General features: G+C 68.0%; 19 protein-coding genes. 6 read left to right on the top strand and 13 right to left on the bottom strand.

Annotation, left to right across the window (positions count from 1 at the left end; translation table 11 throughout):
* Positions 1–62: 62 nt before the first annotated feature.
* The 7 genes from AC1Q7H_RS10830 to phnG are packed head-to-tail and all read right to left on the bottom strand — an operon-like array spanning position 63 to position 5,951.
* Complete coding sequence (locus tag AC1Q7H_RS10830) at positions 63–1,280, bottom strand: alpha-D-ribose 1-methylphosphonate 5-triphosphate diphosphatase (RefSeq protein ID WP_492381303.1); 1,218 nt, start codon at positions 1,278–1,280, stop codon at positions 63–65.
* A 37-nt stretch (positions 1,281–1,317) separates the two neighbouring features.
* Positions 1,318–2,043, bottom strand: coding sequence for a phosphonate C-P lyase system protein PhnL (phnL, locus tag AC1Q7H_RS10825; RefSeq protein ID WP_013952914.1), 726 nt, complete (start codon positions 2,041–2,043; stop codon positions 1,318–1,320).
* Between the two features lie 5 nt (positions 2,044–2,048).
* Positions 2,049–2,825 carry a phosphonate C-P lyase system protein PhnK gene (phnK, locus tag AC1Q7H_RS10820; RefSeq protein WP_013952915.1) on the bottom strand — a complete coding sequence of 259 codons (777 nt, stop codon included), beginning with the start codon at positions 2,823–2,825 and terminating at the stop codon, positions 2,049–2,051.
* Positions 2,822–3,724 carry an alpha-D-ribose 1-methylphosphonate 5-phosphate C-P-lyase PhnJ gene (locus AC1Q7H_RS10815; RefSeq protein WP_153956206.1) on the bottom strand — a complete coding sequence of 301 codons (903 nt, stop codon included), beginning with the start codon at positions 3,722–3,724 and terminating at the stop codon, positions 2,822–2,824. Before AC1Q7H_RS10815 ends, phnK begins: the two co-directional genes overlap by 4 nt.
* Positions 3,721–4,845, bottom strand: a complete 1,125-nt coding sequence (locus AC1Q7H_RS10810; protein WP_153956205.1) for a carbon-phosphorus lyase complex subunit — start codon at positions 4,843–4,845, stop codon at positions 3,721–3,723. The genes AC1Q7H_RS10815 and AC1Q7H_RS10810 overlap by 4 nt, the downstream gene beginning before the upstream one ends.
* A 1-nt stretch (position 4,846) precedes the next feature.
* The gene (phnH, locus tag AC1Q7H_RS10805; RefSeq protein ID WP_013952918.1) at positions 4,847–5,464 is read right to left on the bottom strand and encodes a phosphonate C-P lyase system protein PhnH; all 618 of its coding nucleotides are present in this window, start codon (positions 5,462–5,464) and stop codon (positions 4,847–4,849) included.
* 1 nt (position 5,465) lies between these two features.
* Positions 5,466–5,951 carry a phosphonate C-P lyase system protein PhnG gene (gene phnG / locus AC1Q7H_RS10800; protein WP_153956203.1) on the bottom strand — a complete coding sequence of 162 codons (486 nt, stop codon included), beginning with the start codon at positions 5,949–5,951 and terminating at the stop codon, positions 5,466–5,468.
* A 178-nt stretch (positions 5,952–6,129) separates the two neighbouring features.
* On the opposite strand from phnG, the gene phnF reads away from it, so the two are divergent.
* The 3 genes from phnF (at position 6,130) to phnN (ending at position 8,306) form a co-directional block, all read left to right on the top strand.
* On the top strand, positions 6,130–6,864 hold the full coding sequence (gene phnF / locus AC1Q7H_RS10795) for a phosphonate metabolism transcriptional regulator PhnF (RefSeq protein WP_041228631.1): 735 nt from the start codon (positions 6,130–6,132) through the stop codon (positions 6,862–6,864).
* 129 nt (positions 6,865–6,993) lie between these two features.
* The gene (locus AC1Q7H_RS10790; RefSeq protein ID WP_153956201.1) at positions 6,994–7,719 is read left to right on the top strand and encodes a DUF1045 domain-containing protein; all 726 of its coding nucleotides are present in this window, start codon (positions 6,994–6,996) and stop codon (positions 7,717–7,719) included.
* Positions 7,716–8,306 (top strand): phosphonate metabolism protein/1,5-bisphosphokinase (PRPP-forming) PhnN, encoded by a 591-nt coding sequence (phnN, locus tag AC1Q7H_RS10785; protein ID WP_013952922.1) that lies wholly within the window; start codon positions 7,716–7,718, stop codon positions 8,304–8,306. Before AC1Q7H_RS10790 ends, phnN begins: the two co-directional genes overlap by 4 nt.
* Before the next feature lie 41 nt (positions 8,307–8,347).
* Here the strand turns inward: phnN and AC1Q7H_RS10780 are convergent, their stop codons facing one another.
* From AC1Q7H_RS10780 to AC1Q7H_RS10755, 6 genes are all read right to left on the bottom strand, one after another.
* On the bottom strand, positions 8,348–8,812 hold the full coding sequence (locus AC1Q7H_RS10780; RefSeq protein ID WP_228772686.1) for a GNAT family N-acetyltransferase: 465 nt from the start codon (positions 8,810–8,812) through the stop codon (positions 8,348–8,350).
* Positions 8,809–9,345: a phosphonate degradation HD-domain oxygenase gene (locus AC1Q7H_RS10775; protein WP_211981311.1), complete on the bottom strand. Its 537-nt coding sequence runs from the start codon at positions 9,343–9,345 to the stop codon at positions 8,809–8,811. Before AC1Q7H_RS10775 ends, AC1Q7H_RS10780 begins: the two co-directional genes overlap by 4 nt.
* 4 nt (positions 9,346–9,349) lie before the next feature.
* On the bottom strand, positions 9,350–10,162 hold the full coding sequence (phnE, locus tag AC1Q7H_RS10770) for a phosphonate ABC transporter, permease protein PhnE (RefSeq protein ID WP_013952925.1): 813 nt from the start codon (positions 10,160–10,162) through the stop codon (positions 9,350–9,352).
* Positions 10,163–10,243: 81 nt separating this feature from the next.
* The gene (gene phnD, locus AC1Q7H_RS10765; RefSeq protein ID WP_013952926.1) at positions 10,244–11,236 is read right to left on the bottom strand and encodes a phosphonate ABC transporter substrate-binding protein; all 993 of its coding nucleotides are present in this window, start codon (positions 11,234–11,236) and stop codon (positions 10,244–10,246) included.
* Between the two features lie 55 nt (positions 11,237–11,291).
* Positions 11,292–12,146, bottom strand: a complete 855-nt coding sequence (phnC, locus tag AC1Q7H_RS10760) for a phosphonate ABC transporter ATP-binding protein (protein ID WP_013952927.1) — start codon at positions 12,144–12,146, stop codon at positions 11,292–11,294.
* 128 nt (positions 12,147–12,274) lie between these two features.
* The gene (locus AC1Q7H_RS10755) at positions 12,275–13,039 is read right to left on the bottom strand and encodes an SDR family oxidoreductase (protein ID WP_153956199.1); all 765 of its coding nucleotides are present in this window, start codon (positions 13,037–13,039) and stop codon (positions 12,275–12,277) included.
* A gap of 166 nt (positions 13,040–13,205) precedes the next feature.
* Between AC1Q7H_RS10755 and AC1Q7H_RS10750 the strand changes: the two genes are divergently transcribed.
* From AC1Q7H_RS10750 to mdeB, 3 genes are all read left to right on the top strand, one after another.
* Complete coding sequence (locus AC1Q7H_RS10750) at positions 13,206–14,138, top strand: LysR family transcriptional regulator (protein WP_153956198.1); 933 nt, start codon at positions 13,206–13,208, stop codon at positions 14,136–14,138.
* A gap of 168 nt (positions 14,139–14,306) precedes the next feature.
* A complete protein-coding gene (locus AC1Q7H_RS10745; protein ID WP_010809356.1) occupies positions 14,307–14,786 on the top strand; it encodes an Lrp/AsnC family transcriptional regulator in 480 nt (159 codons plus the stop codon).
* A gap of 181 nt (positions 14,787–14,967) precedes the next feature.
* On the top strand, positions 14,968–17,664 hold the full coding sequence (gene mdeB, locus AC1Q7H_RS10740) for an alpha-ketoglutarate dehydrogenase (protein ID WP_211981313.1): 2,697 nt from the start codon (positions 14,968–14,970) through the stop codon (positions 17,662–17,664).
* Positions 17,665–17,925: the final 261 nt, after the last annotated feature.

Below are 17,925 nucleotides of genomic sequence, written 5' to 3'. Positions count from 1 at the left end.
CCTGTTCAAATCAGCAGCCTGGCGGAGGCGCAGCGGAATTTTACGAATCCCGCCAATCCTCCTTATGCCACCTCGCGCAGCGCGGTTTCGCGCGGCATGGCGGCGTCGCCAACGTGCCGCACCGACGGATACCCCGCCGCAAACACCAGCCGCCCGCCGGACCAGGTATGCGTGACCATCGGCTGGCCTGCCACGCCGGACACGGCGATGACGTCCGCGCGCAGCCCCGGCGCCAGGCGCCCGCGGTCGTCCAGCAGGCAGGCCTCGGCGGGATTGGCGGTGACCAGCGCCAGCGCCTGGTTCAGCGGCAGGTCGGCCAGGCGCGCGGCGGCATACGCGGCCGCGATCAGCGTGGACGGCTGGTAGTCCGAACACAGGATGGTGCCGACCCCGGCGTGGATGGCGTCGATGGCGCGCATCGAGCCGCTCTGGCTCTTGCCGCGCAGCACGTTGGGCGCGCCCAGGATGGTCGGCAGCGCCTGGGCGCACGCGGCTTGCGCGGTTTCCAGGTTGATCGGGAACTCGCTCATGCGCACGCCCAGCGCGTGCATTGCGGCGATGCGCCGCGGTGAATCGTCGTCATGGCTGGCGGTAGGGATGCCCAGCGCGTGCGCCCTGGCCACCAGCCGGTTGACGCGCTCATGGGCGCCTTCCAGCGCGGCGGCCTTCTTGTGGGCCGCATCGGCGGCTTCCTCGCGGCTCATGCCGTGGTTGCCCATCATGTAGGCCAGGTAGGCATCCATGGTCTTGAACTGGCCCTGGCCCGGCGAGTGGTCCATTACGGACAGCAGGTCGACCACGCCTTCGGCCATCAGGGCTTCCAGCACCGGCACGGCGCTGGAATCGGTGACTTCGTAGCGGCAATGGATGCGGTTGTCGACCAGGCTGTGGCGGCGATACGCGGCCAGGGTGCGCACCAGCGTGGCCGCGGTATCGACATTGCGCACGCCGAACTGGTTGCCGGCGAACGACAGCGCGTGGTACGGCGTGGTAATGCCGGCCGCGGCATTGCGGCGGTCGACCTGGGCCACGGCAAAGTCCAGCGGGAACAGCACGCTGGCGCGCGGTTCGACTTCCTTCTCGATGGCGTCGCAATGCACGTCGACCAGGCCCGGCATCACCGTGTGGCCATGCAGGTCGATCACGGCGGCGTGGGCGGGCACCGCGGCGGGTGCCGGTTCGATGGCGGCGATGCGGCCATCTTCGATCAGCAGCGCGCTGTCGTGCAGCACGCGGTCCGGCAGCACCAGGGTGGCGTGCGTCAGGTAGGTAGCAGACATGTCCGGCTCCGTTCTGGGATTCCGTTCTGGGATCAAATCAGGCAAGGGCGGTAGCGGGTTGCAGCGGCAGCAGGCGCGTGGCCACGGCATCGCGCACGGCTTCGTCGTGGAAGATGCCGATCAGCGCGCGGCCTTCGGTCAGGGCCTCGCGGATCAGGTCGACCACCACGGTGCGGTTGTCGGCGTCCAGCGAGGCGGTGGGCTCGTCCAGCAGCAGGATCGGGTGGCCGCCGATCAGGCCGCGCGCGATGTTCACGCGCTGCTGCTCGCCACCGGAGAAAGTGGCCGGCGGCAAATCCCACAGCCGGCGCGGCAGGTTCAGCCGTGCCAGCAGCTCTGCCGCGCGGGCACGCGCTTCCTCATGGCTGGCGCCGCGCTGCTGCAGCGGATCGGCCACCACGTCGAGCGCGCCGACGCGGGGAATCGCGCGCAGGAACTGGCTGACATAGCCGATCACGTCGCGGCGCAGCTTCAGCACGCGTTGCTCGGGGGCATGGGTCAGCTCGACCCACGGCTCGCCCTCGGCGCTGGTATCGCGCAGGCGGATGCTGCCTTCGGTGGCCAGGTAGTTGCCGTACAGGCAGCGCAGGAGGGTGCTCTTGCCGGTGCCGGACGGCCCCGACAGCACCAGGCATTCGCCGCGGGCGGCATCGAAATCCATCGCGCGCAGCACCGGCAGGCGGATGCCGCCCTGGTTGTGCAGCGTAAACATCTTGCCGAGGCCGCGAACCTCGACCAGTTTCTGTGGGTATTCTGCGTGCATCGTCGTCAGCCCTGCAGGATGGAAGAGACCAGCAACTGCGTGTACGGGTGCTGCGGGTCGTCGAGGATCTGGTCGGTCAGGCCTTGCTCCACCACGCGGCCGCCCTGCATGACCAGCGTGCGGTGTGCGAGCAGGCGCGCCACGGCCAGGTCGTGCGTGACCAGCACGGCGGCGAGGCCCAGGTCTGCCACCAGGCGGCGCAGCAGATCGAGCAAGCGGGCCTGCACCGACACGTCCAATGACGCCGTGGGCTCGTCCATGAACACCAGGCGCGGGTGCGTGACCAGGTTGCGCGCGATCTGCAAACGCTGCTGCATGCCCCCGGAGAAGGTGCCGGGAACGTCGTCCAAGCGGGCCAGGTCGATTTCCATCTTCTCCAGCCAGTTGCCGGCGAGCTCGCGCAGGTTGCCGTAGTGGCGCTCGCCCACGGCCATCAGGCGCTCGGCGATATTGGCACCGGCGCTGACCTGCATGCGCAGGCCATCGCGCGCATGCTGGCGCACGAAGCCCCAGTCAGTGCGGGCCAGCAGCCGCAAGCGCGCGCTGGACAGCGTGGCCAGGTCGGTCAGGCCTGACTCGCGCATGTCGTAGCTCACGCTGCCGCGCTGCGCCGGCGCCTGCATCGACAAGGCCTGCAGCAGCGTGCTCTTGCCGGAGCCCGATTCGCCCACCACGCACAGCACCTCGCCCGGGTACAGGTCGAAGCTGACGTCATGGCAGCCGTGCAGGCCCTCCCAGGTGCGCGTCAGGTTGCGCACCGACAGCAGCGGAGTGGCGCTCATCGGGCACCTCCGGCAGCGGCCTTGACGGCCTGGGCCGCCTGGCGGTCGGCGCAGTACTCGGTGTCCGAGCACACGAACAGGCGCGTGCCGGCGTCGTCGGTGATGATCTCGTCCAGGTAGCTGTCGGTGGCGCCGCACTGGGCGCAGCAACTGGACCACTTTTCCACCGTGAAGGGATGGTCGGCGAAGTCCAGGCTCCTGACCGCGGTGTACGGCGGCACGGCATAGACGCGCTTCTCGCGCCCGGCGCCGAACAGCATCAGCGCGGGGCTGCGGTCGAGCTTGGGATTGTCGAACTTGGGGATCGGCGACGGCCGCATCATGTAGCGCTGGTTGACGATCACGGGGTAGTCGTAGGTGGTGGCGATATGGCCGTGATGGGCGATGTCCTCATACAGCTTGACGTGCATCGCGCCGTATTCGGCCAGTGCGTGCATGGTGCGAGTCTCGCCCTCGCTCGGTTCCAGCCAGCGCAGCGGCTCGGGGATGGGCACCTGGAACACCATGGTCTGGCCAGCGCGCAGCCGCGTTTCCGGAATCCGGTGACGGGTCTGGATGATGCTGGCCTCGGCAGTGCGCTCGGTGGTCTGCACGCCGGTGACGCGGCCGAAGAAGCGGCGGATATTGATGGCATTGGTGGTGTCGTCCGAGCCCTGGTCGATCACCTTGAGCACGTCATCCTTGCCGATGATGGCGGCCGTCACCTGGATGCCGCCCGTGCCCCAGCCGTAAGGCAGCGGCATCTCGCGGCTGCCGAAGGGCACCTGGTAGCCGGGAATCGCCACGGCCTTGAGCAGCGCGCGGCGCAGCATGCGCTTGGTCGACTCGTCCAGGTAGCCGAAGTTGTAGTGGTCGTCGCGGGCAATGCCCGTTGCCATGGTGGTGTCGGCGGTGGTCATGCCAGGGTCTCCTCTTGCGGCTGCGGTTGCGCCTGGACGGTAGCGGTCACGGCGCCATCCTGTTCCGCGCGCAGCCGGCGCAGCAGTTCCAGGTTGGCCTGGAAGTCCACGTAGTGGGGCAGCTTCAGGTGCTGCACGAACCCGGAGGCCTCGACGTTGTCGCTGTGGTACAGCATGAATTCGATATCGTTGGCCGGGGCGTCGGCGGCTTCGCCGAGCTCTTCGGCGCGCATGGCGCGGTCGGCCAGCGCCATCGACATGGCCTTGCGCTCGTTGTAGCCGAACACCAGCCCGTAGCCGCGCGTGAACCGCGGGGCTTCGTCGGCATTGCCGGCGAACTGGCTCACCATCTGGCATTCTGTCAGCTCGATCTCGCCGATAGTGACCGCGAAGCCCAGTTCTTCCACGAACAGTTCGACCTCGGCCGTGCCGTAGCGGATCTCGGCCGCGAACGGGTGCGAGTTGCCGTAGCCGCGCTGGGTGGAATAGCCCATCGACAGCAGGAAACCCTCATCGGCGCGCGCCAGGTTCTGCAGGCGCGCGGCGCGGTTGGCGGGGAAGGCCAGCGGCTCGCGCGTCAGGTCGGGCGGCGTGGGGTCGCCCGCGGGGATCTGGTCGGCTTCGACCAGTTCATCCGCTTCCAGCAGGCCGGTCACGCGCGGCATGCTGGCGGCGAGGGGTTCGGGCGAGGGCGGCAGCGGCTCGGGGTCGCGGCCTGCTTCGAGCGTGAAATCCAGCAGGCGCTGGGTGTAGTCGTAGGTCGGCCCCAGCACCTGGCCGCCCGGCACATCCTTGAACGTGGACGAGATCCGCCGCTGCAGGCGCATCGAACCCGTATCCACCGGATGGGTGTAGCCGAAGCGTGCCAGCGTGGTGCGATAGGCACGCAGCAGGAAGATTGCCTCGATCTGGTCCCCGGCGGCCTGTTTCAGGGCCAGCGCGGCCAGGTGCGGGTCGTACAGCGAGCCCTCGGCCATGACGCGCGACACCGCCAGCGGCATCTGTTCGCGGATCTGCGCCAGCGTAAGTTCCGGCACCGCGGTATCGCCGCGGCGGTAGGCATCGAGCATCCGGTAGGAATTGAGGATGGCGCGCTCGCCACCTTTGACGGCTACGTACATGTCAGTCCTCCACCAGCGTGGTGCGCGTCAAGGCGCAGAATCGGTCGCCGCTGGCCAGCAGCAGGTCCACGCCGAGCGGGAAGCCGGCGTTGTTGGCGCGCCAGCCGGCGCGGAAGTCCGCGGGCAGGTCGGCCACGCGCAGCACCTGCGTGGTTTCGATGCCGGGGCCGTGCAGCGTGAGGGTGTCGCCATCGGCAAGCGAGGCCACCTCCATCAGCAGCGTGGCCGAGCGGTCGGGGAAGGCCGGGTCGCCTTGCGCGCAGTCCGCCAGTGCCGGCATGGCATATCCGGCGGGCACGCAGACAAAGGCCGCGGCGCCGACATCGTCGGTCAGCGGGCAGCCGCAATGGAAGCGCAGGAACGCGCGCGCCGCGGCCGGCACGCCGGCAGGCAGCCAGACCGGGGTATCGGGATCGGCCAGCGTCAGCAGCAGCGCGGCCAGCGCAGGCGACAGGCCGTCGGGCAGGCCGCTGGCCACGGGCAGCGTTTGCAGCCGGCCCGGATGGGCAAACGCCTGCAGCGCGGCGCGGAAGACCTGCTGGGCGTCGTCGACCGGGTTGTTGAAACCCGGCAGCAGCGAGGCGGCGGGGGTGGACGGGATCGGTTGCATGGCAGTCATCTCAGTCCTCTCCCCGGACCATGGTGAAGAACTCGACGCGGGTCTGGGCGGCAGTGGCCGCTGCGTGTGCGGCGCGCTCCGCCTGCGTGCTTGCCAACGGCGCCAGCACAAGGTCCTGCACGCGCTGGTGCCAGGCCGGGCGCTGCAGCAGCGCGTCCAGCACCGCGGCCTGTTCGGCATGGCGGGCGCTGCGGCCTTGGATATAGGCCACGCCTGCAGCGGCCCCGGCAGCGCCGTCTTCCAGCACGACCGCGCAGCGCGTGACCGTGATTTCCCCCAGGTTGAACTGGGCGCCGGTGCCGCCCGCGCGCGCCCGGACCATGGCCATGCCGGACTCCGGCTTGCGCAGCAGCCTATAGGCCGGCAGGGCTTGCGCCTGGCCAAGCCGCTGGTAAGCGCCGTCGAGCGCGTCGGTGGGCGCCGTCGCCAGGATCCGGAGCCAGGCGGCGCGGGCGGCATGGGCCTGCGCGGTTTCGCTTTGCATCATCACCCCTATACGTCTATACGTTTAGATGTCACTGCTTGAACACGCAGCTACTAGACCACAGGCAGATGAACGTTTCATGACGGGGCGGGGCATTGCTCGGGCACCCGGCCATCGCGGCGCGGTTGAGGCACAATCGCATGGCAATGGTGAACGCTTGATGACAAGAGGGCAGCGCGAGATGTCTGATCGAGAAGTGGAACGGGGTTCCGGCGTGGCGGTATGGCGCCAGATTGGCGAGGCGCTGGCGGACGACATCCGCAAGAAGCTGTACCTGCCCGGCGAACAGCTGCCCCCTGAGCCTGAACTGGCCACGCGCTTCGCGGTCAACCGCCACACCATCCGCCGCGCCATGGGCGAGCTGGAGCTGAGCGGGCTGGTGCGGATCGAGCAGGGCCGCGGCACCTTCGTGCAGGAGCATGCGATCGACTACGCGATCGGGCGCCGCACGCGCTTCTCGCAAAACCTGGCCGCGCAGGGCATGCGCGGGCATACCGAGATCATCGACAGCCAGGTGGTGCGCGCGCCGGAAGTGGCAAAGCAACTGGGCCTGGCGCGCACGGCGGAGATCCTGCACGTGCAGATGATCGGCAAGACCGAAGCGCGCACCATCGACGTTGCCGAGCATTACTTCGACCTCAAGCGCTTCCCGGGTATCGACGAGGTGCTGCGCGCCAGGCAATCCGTGTCGCGCGCGCTGGCGCATTTCGGCATTGCCGACTACACGCGCAAGTGGTCGCGCATCACGGCGGCCATGCCCAGCGCCCCGGTGGCGCGGCTGCTGAACCAGCCGAAGACGCGCCCGGTGCTGCAGGTGGAGGCGCTGAACGTTGATATCGACGGGGCGCCGGTGCAGTACAGCGTGGTGCGCTTTGCCGGGGACTGGGTGCAGCTGACGGTTTCCGACAGTGATTGAGGCGGAGCGCCGTGGCATTGGTCTAGACATCCGGCTGTCATCTGCCTGCGCTAACGTGTCTGCGGTCCAGACCACAAACCAGGGCAGTCGCCGCCGCCGGGCGTTTGGCGCCGCTGGTAACCTTGCCGCATGACCTTGCCAGCGCACCGTTACGCCATCTACCTGGCGCCCTCCGATCCCTTCCGCACATTTGGCAGCCAGTGGCTGGGCCGCGACGCCGATACCGGCACCGCGCTGCCCGCCCCGGCGGGCATGGCGCCGCCGCCCGCGGAATGGGTCCATATCCCGGCTCACTACGGCCTGCATGCCACGCTGAAGCCGCCATTCCGGCTTGCGCAGGGCACCAACGGCCCGATGCTCGACGCCGCTGCACGGGACTTCGTGCGTGGCTGCGAGGCATTCGACGCGCCGCTGGCGCTGCGTGCGCTGCGGGGTTTTGTGGCATGGTGCCTGGCCGATGGCGGATCCCCCCCGATGCAGGCGCTGGCCGATACAAGCGTACTGGCATTCGAGCGCTTCCGCGCTCCGCCCACGGCCGAAGAACTCGGCCGGCGCAAACCGGACCAGTTGAGCGACGAAGAGCGCCGCATGCTCGACGCATGGGGCTACCCGTACGTGTTCGGTACCTTCGTCTTCCATATCACGCTGACTGGCATGCTTGATACTGCCGCCCAGCGCGCCGCCATCGAGCGCCTGGGGGCCGCGAGCGGCAAGTTGCTGCAGGCGCCGCTTCATGTGGACGGAATCAGCGTATTCGTGCAGCCGGCGCCGGGCGACGACTTTATCGTTGCTCGCCACTACGGTTTCAATGGCAACACCATCGATGGCGCCGGCGCGGCGTACCTGGACGCATGAACGCACATGGCGCGGCCGACGGACACGGCCTGTTCTACCTGATGGGGCCGTCCGGCAGCGGCAAGGACTCGCTGCTGCGCGCGTTGCGCGAGCGCCTCGGGCCGGACGACCGCATCGTCATCGCGCATCGCTATATCACCCGCGAGGCCGATGCCAACGAGGCCTCCGTTGCGCTCACCCCCGATGAATTCCGGCGCCGCCAGGCGCTCGGATGCCTGGCGCTGGACTGGCACAGCCACGGGCTGCATTACGGCATCGGCATCGAGATCGAGCAGTGGCTGGCCAGGGGCCTGACCGTGATCGTCAATGGCTCGCGCGAGTACCTGCCGCAAGCCGTGGCGCGCTACCCGAAGCTGTGCGCCGTGCATGTGCGCGTGCGCCCGGAGGTGCTGGCCACCCGGCTGCGCCAGCGTGGCCGCGAGTCGGAAGAAGCGATTGCCCGGCGCCTGGCGCGCGCGGCGCAGGCATTCACCGTGCCGGCTGGGTGCCGCCTGGTCGAGTTCGACAATAGCGGCGCCCTGGAAAGCGCGGCGGATGCGTTCGCGCGGTTGGTTGGGGCTACTTCCGATAGCGCAACATTAAGCTGATAAGCCCGTGCCGAAGCGAAGCCTACGGCACGGCCTTGCCATCAGATTTCGATGCTGAAGCTGATGCCGTGCTCGGTGAACCCGAGCCGGCGATAGAACTGGTGGGCCTGCAGGCGCCGCGCGTTGGACGACAGCGCCAGCTTGGCCGCACCAGCCTCACGGGCCAGGCGCATGGCTTCGCGCATCATCGCCTTGCCGACGCCCATGCCGCGCGCGGACGGCGCCACCACCACTGCCTCAACAATCGCCTCGGGACGCCCGTCGTGGACCATCACGGGGAATACCAGCAGGCTGAAGGTGCCCAGCGGCACCTCGTCCTCGTCCACCATCATGTAGCAGCGGTAGTCCGGATAGCGGCGCATGGTAGCGTAGCGCTCGCGCATGGTGGCCAGCGGCAGCGGCGTTTCGTCGTCCATCGCGGCCAGCAGCGCGGACAGGTGCCGCAGTTCCGAGTCGGAACCGCGCACTTCACGCAGGGTAAGTACAGCTTCAGCCATGGTGTTCATGCGCCAGTCCGCGCGCAACGCGCGGCCATGTCCAGATAGTGCGCCAGCGGCGGCGTGGCCAGGTCGACCACCTTGGCCAGGTCGTCGTAGCGGCGCAGGCGCACCGCGGCGGCGGCGTGGCGGCTCGCGGCGAACGCATCGGCCTGGGCGGCGCTGTACGGGCCGCCTTGCAGCGCCAGGCTTTGCATGGAAGCGGGCGACAGCGTGCCGGAATACGCGGGATCGACGGCGCACAGGTAGCGTTTGGCCGCCACGTGCAGGCGCACGGGTTCGGTCACTTCATCGCCGAACAGCCCGGCCAGCGCATCGGCGGCGGCCTCCTGGTGGCGCATGTCGGTGGTGGTGCTTTCGGCCAGCAGCAGGTGGCCAACGTCATGGAGCAGGGCCGCGACGATTAGTGGCTCGGGCTCGCCGGCCTGCTCGGCCAGTTGCGCGCATTGCAGCGCGTGCTCGGTCTGGCTGATGGCTTCGCCGCCGTACCAGGCATTGCCATGGTCGGCAAACAGCGTTTCGATGTGGGACAGGTTCAGCATGATGTCAGACCAGTACCTTGCGGATTTGTGCGGAGATGATGTCGATGGCCGAGACGAACAGGATGATGATGATCATCACGGCGCAGGTCTGCCCGTACTGGAAGCTGCGGATGATCTCCCACAGCACGGTGCCGATGCCGCCGGCGCCGACGATGCCCACCACCGAGGCCGAGCGCACGTTGGACTCGAAGCGGTACAGCGCGAACGACAGCCACAGCGGCAGCACCTGCGGAATCACGCCATAGACGATCTCCTCGATCGGGCCGGCGCCGGTGGCGCGCACGCCTTCCACCGGGCGCGGGTCGATGGCCTCGACGGCTTCGGCGAACAGCTTGGCCAGCACCCCGGTGGTGTGGATCCAGATCGCCAGCACGCCGGCAAACGGTCCCAGGCCTACGGCCACGATGAACAGCATGGCGAACACCATCTCATTGATGGCGCGGCAGGCGTCCATGATGCGGCGTGCGGGCTGGTAGGCCCACGCCGGGACGATATTGGCCGAGCACAGCAGGCCCAGCGGCACCGCCATCACCACGGCCAGGGCGGTGCCCCACAGCGCGATCTGCACGGTGACGAGCATCTCGTCCAGGTAGTGCCGCCAGTCGCGGAAGTCGGGCGGGAAGAAATCGGCGGCAAATTTTGCCATGTTATCCGAGTCGCGCAGCAGGTCCAGCGGGCGCATGTCGGCGCCTTGCCAGGACAGGGCGAGCATGGCCAGCAGGACTGCCCAGGTCAGCATCACGGCAAGGGAAGTGCGCGGCGGGCGCACGTTACTTCGGGGTGTGGGAGGCAGGCCGGGCCTGGCGGTGACAGTCATGGGGCAATCCGGAATCAAGCGGGGGAACGAAGGCGATGCGAGGCCGGCGGCGGGGTGCCACCGGCCTCGTCGGGGTGGGGCTTATTGCGTGCTGGTGGCGTTGCCGGCGGCCTTGTCCAGCTCAGCCAGGCGGCGGCTCACTTCGGCCAGCCGTTTTTCCTTGTCGGCAGCGGCCAGGGTGGTGTCCGATTCGATCTTCGCCTTCTCGCGGGCCAGCTCGATCTGGCGGATCGGCACCAGTTGCGCATCGCTGGCGGTGCGGAAGCCCTGGTAGGTCAGGGTGGCCAGCACCTGCTTTTCACGCGCGGCCTCGGCACCCTTGCCGTAGTTGACGAAGAAGGCCTGGATCTTCTTCTTCATCTCCGGCGGCAGGTCCTTGCGATAGACCATCGGATCGGCCGGGATCAGCGGCGACTTCCACAGCACCCGCACCTGGTCATAGGCGTTCTTGCCGGTGTTGATGCGATAGCGCTCCATGTTCTCGGTGTTGTTCACCGCCACATCCACCTGCTTGTTCAGCACCGACAGCAGGTTGGTCTCGTGGTTGCCGATGCGCACGGCCTTGAACAGCGTCTTCGGCTCGACCTTGTTGGCAGTCCACAGGTAGAAGCCCGGCACGGCCGTGCCAGAGGTGGAATTGGGGTCGCCGGCGCCGTAGCTGAGATCCTTGCCGCGCTTGATCACGTCTTCGACGCTCTTCAGGTCGCTGTCCTTGTTGACGATCAGCACCGACCAGTAGCCCGGGTTGCCGTCCTTGTCGATCACCGATGCAAAGACTTCGCCGCTGGCACGGTCCACGGCCTCCATGGCCGACTTGTTGCCGAACCAGGCGATCTGCACCTTGTTGAAGCGCATGCCTTCGATGATGCCGGCATAGTCGGACGCAAAGAAGGGCTTGACGGGTACACCCAGCGTCTTGCTGAGATCGTCGATCAGCGGCTGCCAGGCAGACTTCAGGTTCGATGACGATTCAGTCGAGATAAAGCCGATGTTCAGGCTCTTGGCATCCTGCGCAAAGGCGGGCAGGGCGACCACGCCCGAGGCCACGACGGCGAGAAAGGTTCTGCGAAGCATGGACAACTCCGGTGGGAAGCGGTTTGGGTGGAAAGCGGTCTGGACAGGCTGCCGTTCAGGCGGCCGCCAGGTTCATCGTGACCATCGCCGGTGCCGGCATGGCCGTAGTGGATACGTCTTCGTCGGGCACGGAATCGTGCAGCAGCTCGTCGGCTTCGGTACCGTAGAGATCGCGCAGCATGCCGGGCGTGAGCGCGGCAGAGGGTCCGTCATAGACCACCTTGCCGTGGCGCAGCGCCACCACGCGGGGGCAGTAGCGCATCGCCACATCCACCTGGTGCAGCGACACCAGCACCGCGACCTTGCGCGTGCGGTTGATCTGCCTGAGCAGCGACATCACCCGACGCGACGATTCCGGGTCGAGCGAGGCGATCGGCTCGTCGGCCAGGATCACGCTGGCGTTCTGCACCAGCGTGCGGGCGATGGCGGCGCGCTGCTGCTGGCCGCCCGACAGCGTCGAGGCCCGTTGAAACGCATAGTCGTCTATACCAACTTGTGCAAGCACATCGAGCCCGCCCTGGACTTCATCGGCCGTGAAGATGCGCAGCAGGCTGCGCCACTTGGGCACGCGGGCCAGCATGCCGACCAGCACGTTGGTGATGACCGGAAGACGGCCCACCAGGTTGAACTGCTGGAACACAAACCCGATCTCGCCACGCACCTTGCGCACGTTGCGGGCGAGGCGGCCGTTGCGCTGCACATGGCGGCCGTTGACGAGGATTTCGCCGGCGCCGGCATCGCCCGTGATGAATCCGGCAACGTGGCGCAACAGCGTGGACTTGCCCGATCCCGATGCACCCAGCAGGGCGACCATCTCGCCTGGCGCGATGTGCAGCGTGACATCGTCAAGCGCCTTGCGGTCCGCGCGGAACGATTTGGAAAGCCCGCGGACTTCAATTGCGTGCGTCATGTCCACTCCCTGACTTGAATGACCTGCGCATTCTGGCCGGGGCGGATGACAGAACGATGACTTGAGCGGAAGGGGGCTGAAACCAGTCGGCAGCGCCGGCAGCCGTGCTGGCCGCCGGCGCCGGTGGGTCAGGTGCGCGTGATCGAGACGCCGCCATCCACCAGCGACGCCGTGCCGGTGACGAAAGCCGAATCGTCCGATGCCAGGTACAACACCGAGCGCGCCAGTTCTTCCGGCGTTGCCACGCGCTTGAGCGCATGCAGGTTGGTGATGAACGCCTGCGACTCCGCGGTGTCGTTCATGGTGCGATACATGTCCGTGTCCACGGCGCCTGGCAGGATCGCATTGACGCGGATGCCCTGCGGCCCATACTCGGCCGCCAGCGCCTGCGTCAGGCCGATCAGGCCGGACTTGCTTGCCGCATACGCGGCCACGCCGGGAAAGGCGACGGTGTAGCCAACGAAGGTCGATGTGAAGATCACCGAACCGCCGCCATCCTTCAGCATCTGTGCAAGCTGGTGCTTGGCGCCGAGGAACGCGCCGGTGAGATTGATGGCAAGGGTGTCGTTCCAGCCCTCCGCCGAAACCCCGGTGCTGGGCCCGCCCTCGCCGAGCGTGCCGGCGTTGTTGAAGGCGATATCCAGGCGGCCATAGCGCTCGACCGCCAGCGCCACCAGCGCGCTGGCGTATTCCTCGCGCCGCACATCGCCGGCGAGCGCCACCGCGTCGCCGCCGGCGTCACTGATCTGCGCCACCAGGCTGTCCAGTTCGGACTGGCGGCGGGCACCGACTACCACCCTGGCGCCTTCGGCGGCAAACAGCAAGGCAGTGGCGCGGCCAATGCCGGCACTGGCGCCGGTAATGATGGCAACTTTTCCAGACAAACGTCCCATGATCGATCTCCGGTCTGGCGCGCGGGGCAACTTGCTGGTCGACGGCGCCGGTTTTGCGGGTAGGGCAGCAGGAACCGTCCCGCTGCCTCGTGAAACCAGTATGGGTACCGCGCGCGGTTCGCACTAGACTGAAGATCGCGGAACAACTTTCCGGATATGCCGAACAATGTTCAAGCTAGAAGGTGTCGCCAGCTTTGTCGCCGTGGTGGAGGCAGGCTCCATCAGCGAGGCCGCGAGGCGGCTCAACTTGTCCAAGTCCGTGGTCAGCGAACGCCTGGCCGAGCTTGAAAAGGCGATGGGTGCCAACCTGCTGCGCCGGACCACGCGGCGGCTGTCGCTGACCGAGGACGGCGCCGCCTTCCTGGAGCGGGCCGCGCGCATCCTGCATGAAGTGGAGGCGGCGGCAACCGATGTTGCCGAGCGGCGCGGCACTCTGGCCGGGTCGTTGCGGATTTCCGCGCCGGTCACATTTGGCCGGATGCACCTGGGGCCTGCCATCTATCCGTTCCTGGCCCGGCATCCAGAACTGGAGCTGAGCCTGGACCTGGACGACCGGCGCGTGGACGCGGCCACGGACAGTTATGACGCCGTGGTGCGGCACGGCCCGCTGGGGAACTCGCGCCTGGTGGCATGGCAGCTTGCCCCCAGCCACCGCCTCCTGGTCGCATCCCCGGATTACCTCGCGCAGATGGGCACGCCGGCTACGCTGGCGGAGCTGCAGCAGCACCGTGGCATCTTCTACGCCAACCGCGGCGCGGCTGACTGGCGCCTGCAAGGCCCGGACGGCACCGAGATCGCCCGTGCCGCCGTTGCGCTGCGCGTCAACAACGGCGACATGATGCGCGATGCCGCCATCGCGGGAGTCGGCATCGCGTTGTTGCCGACCTTTATTGCCGGCGATGCCATCCGGCAGGGTGCGCTGGCAGTGATCGATGTCGGCCTGCGGGCCGAGCCGGAATCCATCTATATCGCCCACCCGGAAGGCCGGCGGGTGTCGGCGCGGCTGCGCGCGTTTGCGGAGTGCGTGCGCACGGCCATCGGGAGTCCGCCGTACTGGGACGCATGGGCGCAGGCACGCGGGGAGGGCGCGGGAACCTGATGCCGGCTGCTGGCCGGGTCCCATGAGCGCCATGTGGCGACCCCGCAAGCCCGGAAGATTGCCGCCCGCGTGGCGCGGCCTGTATTCTAGTGCTCTGCCCGGCGCCCCGTTTCCGCAAGGAGGCAGGGCGCCATGCGCTTTACATCGAGCCGGCCATACAGGAACCCCATGCAGGAACCCGAACTGGATGAAATCAATATCCGGATCCTCGAGGCGTTGCAGCGCGACGCCAGCCTGACCAACGTCGAGCTGGCCGCGCGCGTCAACCTCTCGCCGTCGCCCTGCCTGGCGCGCGTGCGCGCGCTGGAGCAGCGCGGGATCATCCGGCAGCGCGTGACGCTGCTCGATCCGCAGAAGCTTGGCCTCAACGTCAACGTCTTTATCCACGTGTCGCTGGAGCGGCAGGCGCGTGAGGGGCTCGATGCCTTCGAGCGCGCCGTGCGCGCGCTGCCCAACGTGATGGAGTGCTACCTGATGACGGGCGATGCCGACTACCTGATCCGCGCCGTGGTGGCCGACGTCCAGGCCGTGGAGCGGCTGATCGTCGACGAGATCACGCGCATCCCCGGCGTCGCCAACATCCGCAGCAGCTTCGCACTCAAGCAAGTGATGTACGACACAGCGTTGCCGCTGCGCAATCCGCGCTAACCGGGCAATGCGCCCCCCCGGCGTCCGGCGTGGGATACGCCGCAGCCTCAGCATTCTCGCGTAGCCCGGACGGTGAACGGCAGTGGATTGTGCTGCCATCTGCCGAATGGGCAGTCAACTTCAGCATCTCATGCGGGAGGGCACTCCATAGAATGGGACAAAACCCATTGGAGACTTCCCCATGACCGACCTTGGCTCCCCACACGCCCGGCTGCTCGCCCAAGCCATGCCCGAGGGCGACAACGATCCGCAGGAGACGCGCGAATGGCTGGACGCGCTCGAGGCGGTGGTGGCGCAATGCGGGCAGGAGCGCGCGCGCTTCCTGCTCAGCCGGCTGCTCGATGCCGCGCCCGCGCTGGGTGTGTCGACCACGGCGCAAAGCAACACGCCTTACCTGAACACCATCCCGGTCGAGCGCCAGCCCCCTTATCCGGGCGATCTGGCGATGGAAGCGCGCATCACCGGCATCGTGCGCTGGAATGCCCTTGCCATGGTGGTGCGCGCCAACCAGGCCTACGGTGAGCTGGGTGGGCATATCTCCAGCTATGCCTCGGCGGCGGACCTGTTCGAGGTCGGCTTCAACCACTTCTTCCAGGGCGCCGATGCCGGCAACGGCGGCGACCTGGTCTACTTCCAGCCGCACTCGGCACCGGGCGTGTACGCACGCGCCTTCCTGGAAGGGCGCCTGTCCGAAGCCCAGCTCGACAACTTCCGCCGCGAGGCGGGCGGGCAGGGCCTGTGCTCGTATCCGCACCCCTGGCTGATGCCGGACTTCTGGCAATTCCCGACCGGTTCGATGGGGCTGGGCCCAATCCAGTCGGTCTACCAGGCGCGCTTCATGCGCTACCTGGAGCACCGGGGGCTGCAGGCCACTTCGGGCCGGCACGTGTGGGGCGTGTTCGGCGACGGCGAGATGGACGAGCCCGAATCGATCGCCGCGCTGCCGCTGGCGGCGCGCGAGAAACTCGACAACCTGACCTTTGTCATCAACTGCAACCTGCAGCGCCTGGACGGGCCGGTGCGCGGCAACGGCCAGATCGTGCAGGAGCTGGAAGCGCTGTTCCGCGGCGCCGGCTGGAACGTGATCAAGGTGCTGTGGGGCAGCGCCTGGGACCCGATCTTCGCGCGCGATCACTCCGGCGCGTTGCTGCGCGCCTTCGCCTCGACCATGGACGGCCAGTTCCAGACCTACAAGGCCAAGGACGGCCACTACGGGCGCGAGCATTTCTTCGGCCAGAACGAAGCGCTGAAGGCGCTGGTCGCCCATATGACGCCGGAAGAGGTGGCCGCGCTGAACCGCGGCGGGCACGACCTGCGCAAGCTCCATGCGGCCTTTGCCGCGGCACGCGCGCACAAGGGGCAGCCCACCGTGATCCTGGCCAAGACCATCAAGGGCTATGGCATGGGCAATGCCGGCCAGGCGCAGAACACCACGCACCAGCAGAAGAAGCTGGATCTCGAGGCGCTGAAGGTGTTCCGCAGCCGCTTCGGCCTGGACTTGTCCGACGAGGACCTGGAATCGATGCGCTTCTACCGCCCTGCCGAGGACAGCGCCGAGCTGCGCTACCTGCGCGAGCGCCGCCAGGCCCTGGGCGGCTACCTGCCGGCGCGTCGGCGCCAGGCCGACGCCGTGCCGGTGCCGCCGCTGGCGAAATACGGCCAGTTCGCCGTGGACGCTGGCCAGAAGGAAATGTCGACCACCATGGCGATGGTGCGCATGCTGACTGGTCTGCTCAAGGACAAGACACTCGGCCCGCGCGTGGTGCCCATCGTCGCCGACGAGGCGCGCACCTTTGGCATGGCCAGCCTGTTCCGCCAGGTCGGCATCTATTCGTCGCAGGGCCAGTTGTACGAGCCCGAGGACGCCGGCTCGATGCTGTACTACCGCGAGGACATCCGCGGCCAGATCCTGGAAGAGGGCATCACCGAGGCCGGTGCGATGTCGTCGTGGATTGCCGCGGGCACTGCCTACAGCACCCATGGCACGGCCATGCTGCCGCTCTATATCTACTACTCGATGTTCGGCTTCCAGCGCATCGGCGACCTGATCTGGGCCGCCGGCGACCAGCGTGCGCGCGGCTTCCTGGTGGGCGCCACGGCCGGCCGCACCACGCTGTCGGGCGAAGGGCTGCAGCACCAGGACGGCACCAGCCACATCATTGCCGCCACCATCCCCAACTGCCGTGCCTATGACCCGGCCTATGCCTATGAACTCGCGGTGATCGTCGACGCGGGCATGCGCGCGATGATGGAGCGCCAGGAGGACGTGTTCTATTACCTGACCGTGATGAACGAGAACTACGCCCAGCCGTCGATGCCGGCCGGCGTGGAGCGCGACATCGTGCGCGGCATGTACCGGCTTGCGCAGGTGGCAGGGGGCGGGCGCGCCAGGGTGCGGCTGCTCGGCAGCGGCACCATCCTGCGCGAGGTGGAGGCCGCGGCGCGGATGCTGGCCGAGGACTGGCAGGTCGACAGCGAGGTGTTCAGCGTCACCAGCTTCTCCGAGCTGGAGCGCGAGGCGCGCGAGACCGCGCGCCAACGCCTGCATCATCCGCAGGACAGCATCGCCCCCAGCCATGTGGAAGCGCTGCTGGCCGGCGACGCCCCGGTGGTGGCGGCCACCGACTACGTGCGCGCCTATCCGCAGCTGATTGCGCCCTATGTGCCGGCCCCCTTCACGGTGCTGGGCACCGACGGCTATGGCCGCAGCGACAACCGGCCGTCGCTGCGCCGCTTCTTCGAGGTCGATCGCGCCTATGTCTGCGTGGCGGCGCTGCGCGCGCTTGCGGCGCAGGGCACGGTGCCGGCGTCGGTGGTGGCCGAGGCGATCGCGCGCTACGGCATCGACACGGACAAGCCTGCGCCGTCCTCGCTCTGATATCGTCCGGTTCGCCCTGCAGGCCCGGCGGGGCGAACCGGTGCGGGACTCCACATGCTCCGGCTGCGGCTGTTAAGCTTCATCCCTCTGCAGCCGTTCCAGGTGCGCGCCCGTGCCGCCATGGACCGGCGCCGCGCCCCAGCATGATCGCAAAGCGTCAGATTTGACGTCCTCGTCCTCCCCTGCCTAAAGGCAGGGGATTCCCACACCTGGCGATGCACGTCCGCATCGGAGAATGTTTAACGCAGCATTGGTATCACG

Source organism: Cupriavidus sp. GW823-FHT06D04 (genome assembly GCF_058795055.1).
This window is presented reverse-complemented; position numbering and strand designations above follow the sequence as displayed.

Bases quoted from the DNA above. Each gene is read 5' to 3' on its own strand.
- AC1Q7H_RS10830 (WP_492381303.1), bottom strand. From the start codon at position 1,280: ATGTCTGCTACCTACCTGACGCACGCCACCCTGGTGCTGCCGGACCGC.
- phnL (WP_013952914.1), bottom strand. From the start codon at position 2,043: ATGCACGCAGAATACCCACAGAAACTGGTCGAGGTTCGCGGCCTCGGC.
- phnK (WP_013952915.1), bottom strand. From the start codon at position 2,825: ATGAGCGCCACTCCGCTGCTGTCGGTGCGCAACCTGACGCGCACCTGG.
- AC1Q7H_RS10815 (WP_153956206.1), bottom strand. From the start codon at position 3,724: ATGACCACCGCCGACACCACCATGGCAACGGGCATTGCCCGCGACGAC.
- AC1Q7H_RS10810 (WP_153956205.1), bottom strand. From the start codon at position 4,845: ATGTACGTAGCCGTCAAAGGTGGCGAGCGCGCCATCCTCAATTCCTAC.
- phnH (WP_013952918.1), bottom strand. From the start codon at position 5,464: ATGACTGCCATGCAACCGATCCCGTCCACCCCCGCCGCCTCGCTGCTG.
- phnG (WP_153956203.1), bottom strand. From the start codon at position 5,951: ATGATGCAAAGCGAAACCGCGCAGGCCCATGCCGCCCGCGCCGCCTGG.
- phnF (WP_041228631.1), top strand. From the start codon at position 6,130: ATGTCTGATCGAGAAGTGGAACGGGGTTCCGGCGTGGCGGTATGGCGC.
- AC1Q7H_RS10790 (WP_153956201.1), top strand. From the start codon at position 6,994: ATGACCTTGCCAGCGCACCGTTACGCCATCTACCTGGCGCCCTCCGAT.
- phnN (WP_013952922.1), top strand. From the start codon at position 7,716: ATGAACGCACATGGCGCGGCCGACGGACACGGCCTGTTCTACCTGATG.
- AC1Q7H_RS10780 (WP_228772686.1), bottom strand. From the start codon at position 8,812: ATGAACACCATGGCTGAAGCTGTACTTACCCTGCGTGAAGTGCGCGGT.
- AC1Q7H_RS10775 (WP_211981311.1), bottom strand. From the start codon at position 9,345: ATGCTGAACCTGTCCCACATCGAAACGCTGTTTGCCGACCATGGCAAT.
- phnE (WP_013952925.1), bottom strand. From the start codon at position 10,162: ATGACTGTCACCGCCAGGCCCGGCCTGCCTCCCACACCCCGAAGTAAC.
- phnD (WP_013952926.1), bottom strand. From the start codon at position 11,236: ATGCTTCGCAGAACCTTTCTCGCCGTCGTGGCCTCGGGCGTGGTCGCC.
- phnC (WP_013952927.1), bottom strand. From the start codon at position 12,146: ATGACGCACGCAATTGAAGTCCGCGGGCTTTCCAAATCGTTCCGCGCG.
- AC1Q7H_RS10755 (WP_153956199.1), bottom strand. From the start codon at position 13,039: ATGGGACGTTTGTCTGGAAAAGTTGCCATCATTACCGGCGCCAGTGCC.
- AC1Q7H_RS10750 (WP_153956198.1), top strand. From the start codon at position 13,206: ATGTTCAAGCTAGAAGGTGTCGCCAGCTTTGTCGCCGTGGTGGAGGCA.
- AC1Q7H_RS10745 (WP_010809356.1), top strand. From the start codon at position 14,307: ATGCAGGAACCCGAACTGGATGAAATCAATATCCGGATCCTCGAGGCG.
- mdeB (WP_211981313.1), top strand. From the start codon at position 14,968: ATGACCGACCTTGGCTCCCCACACGCCCGGCTGCTCGCCCAAGCCATG.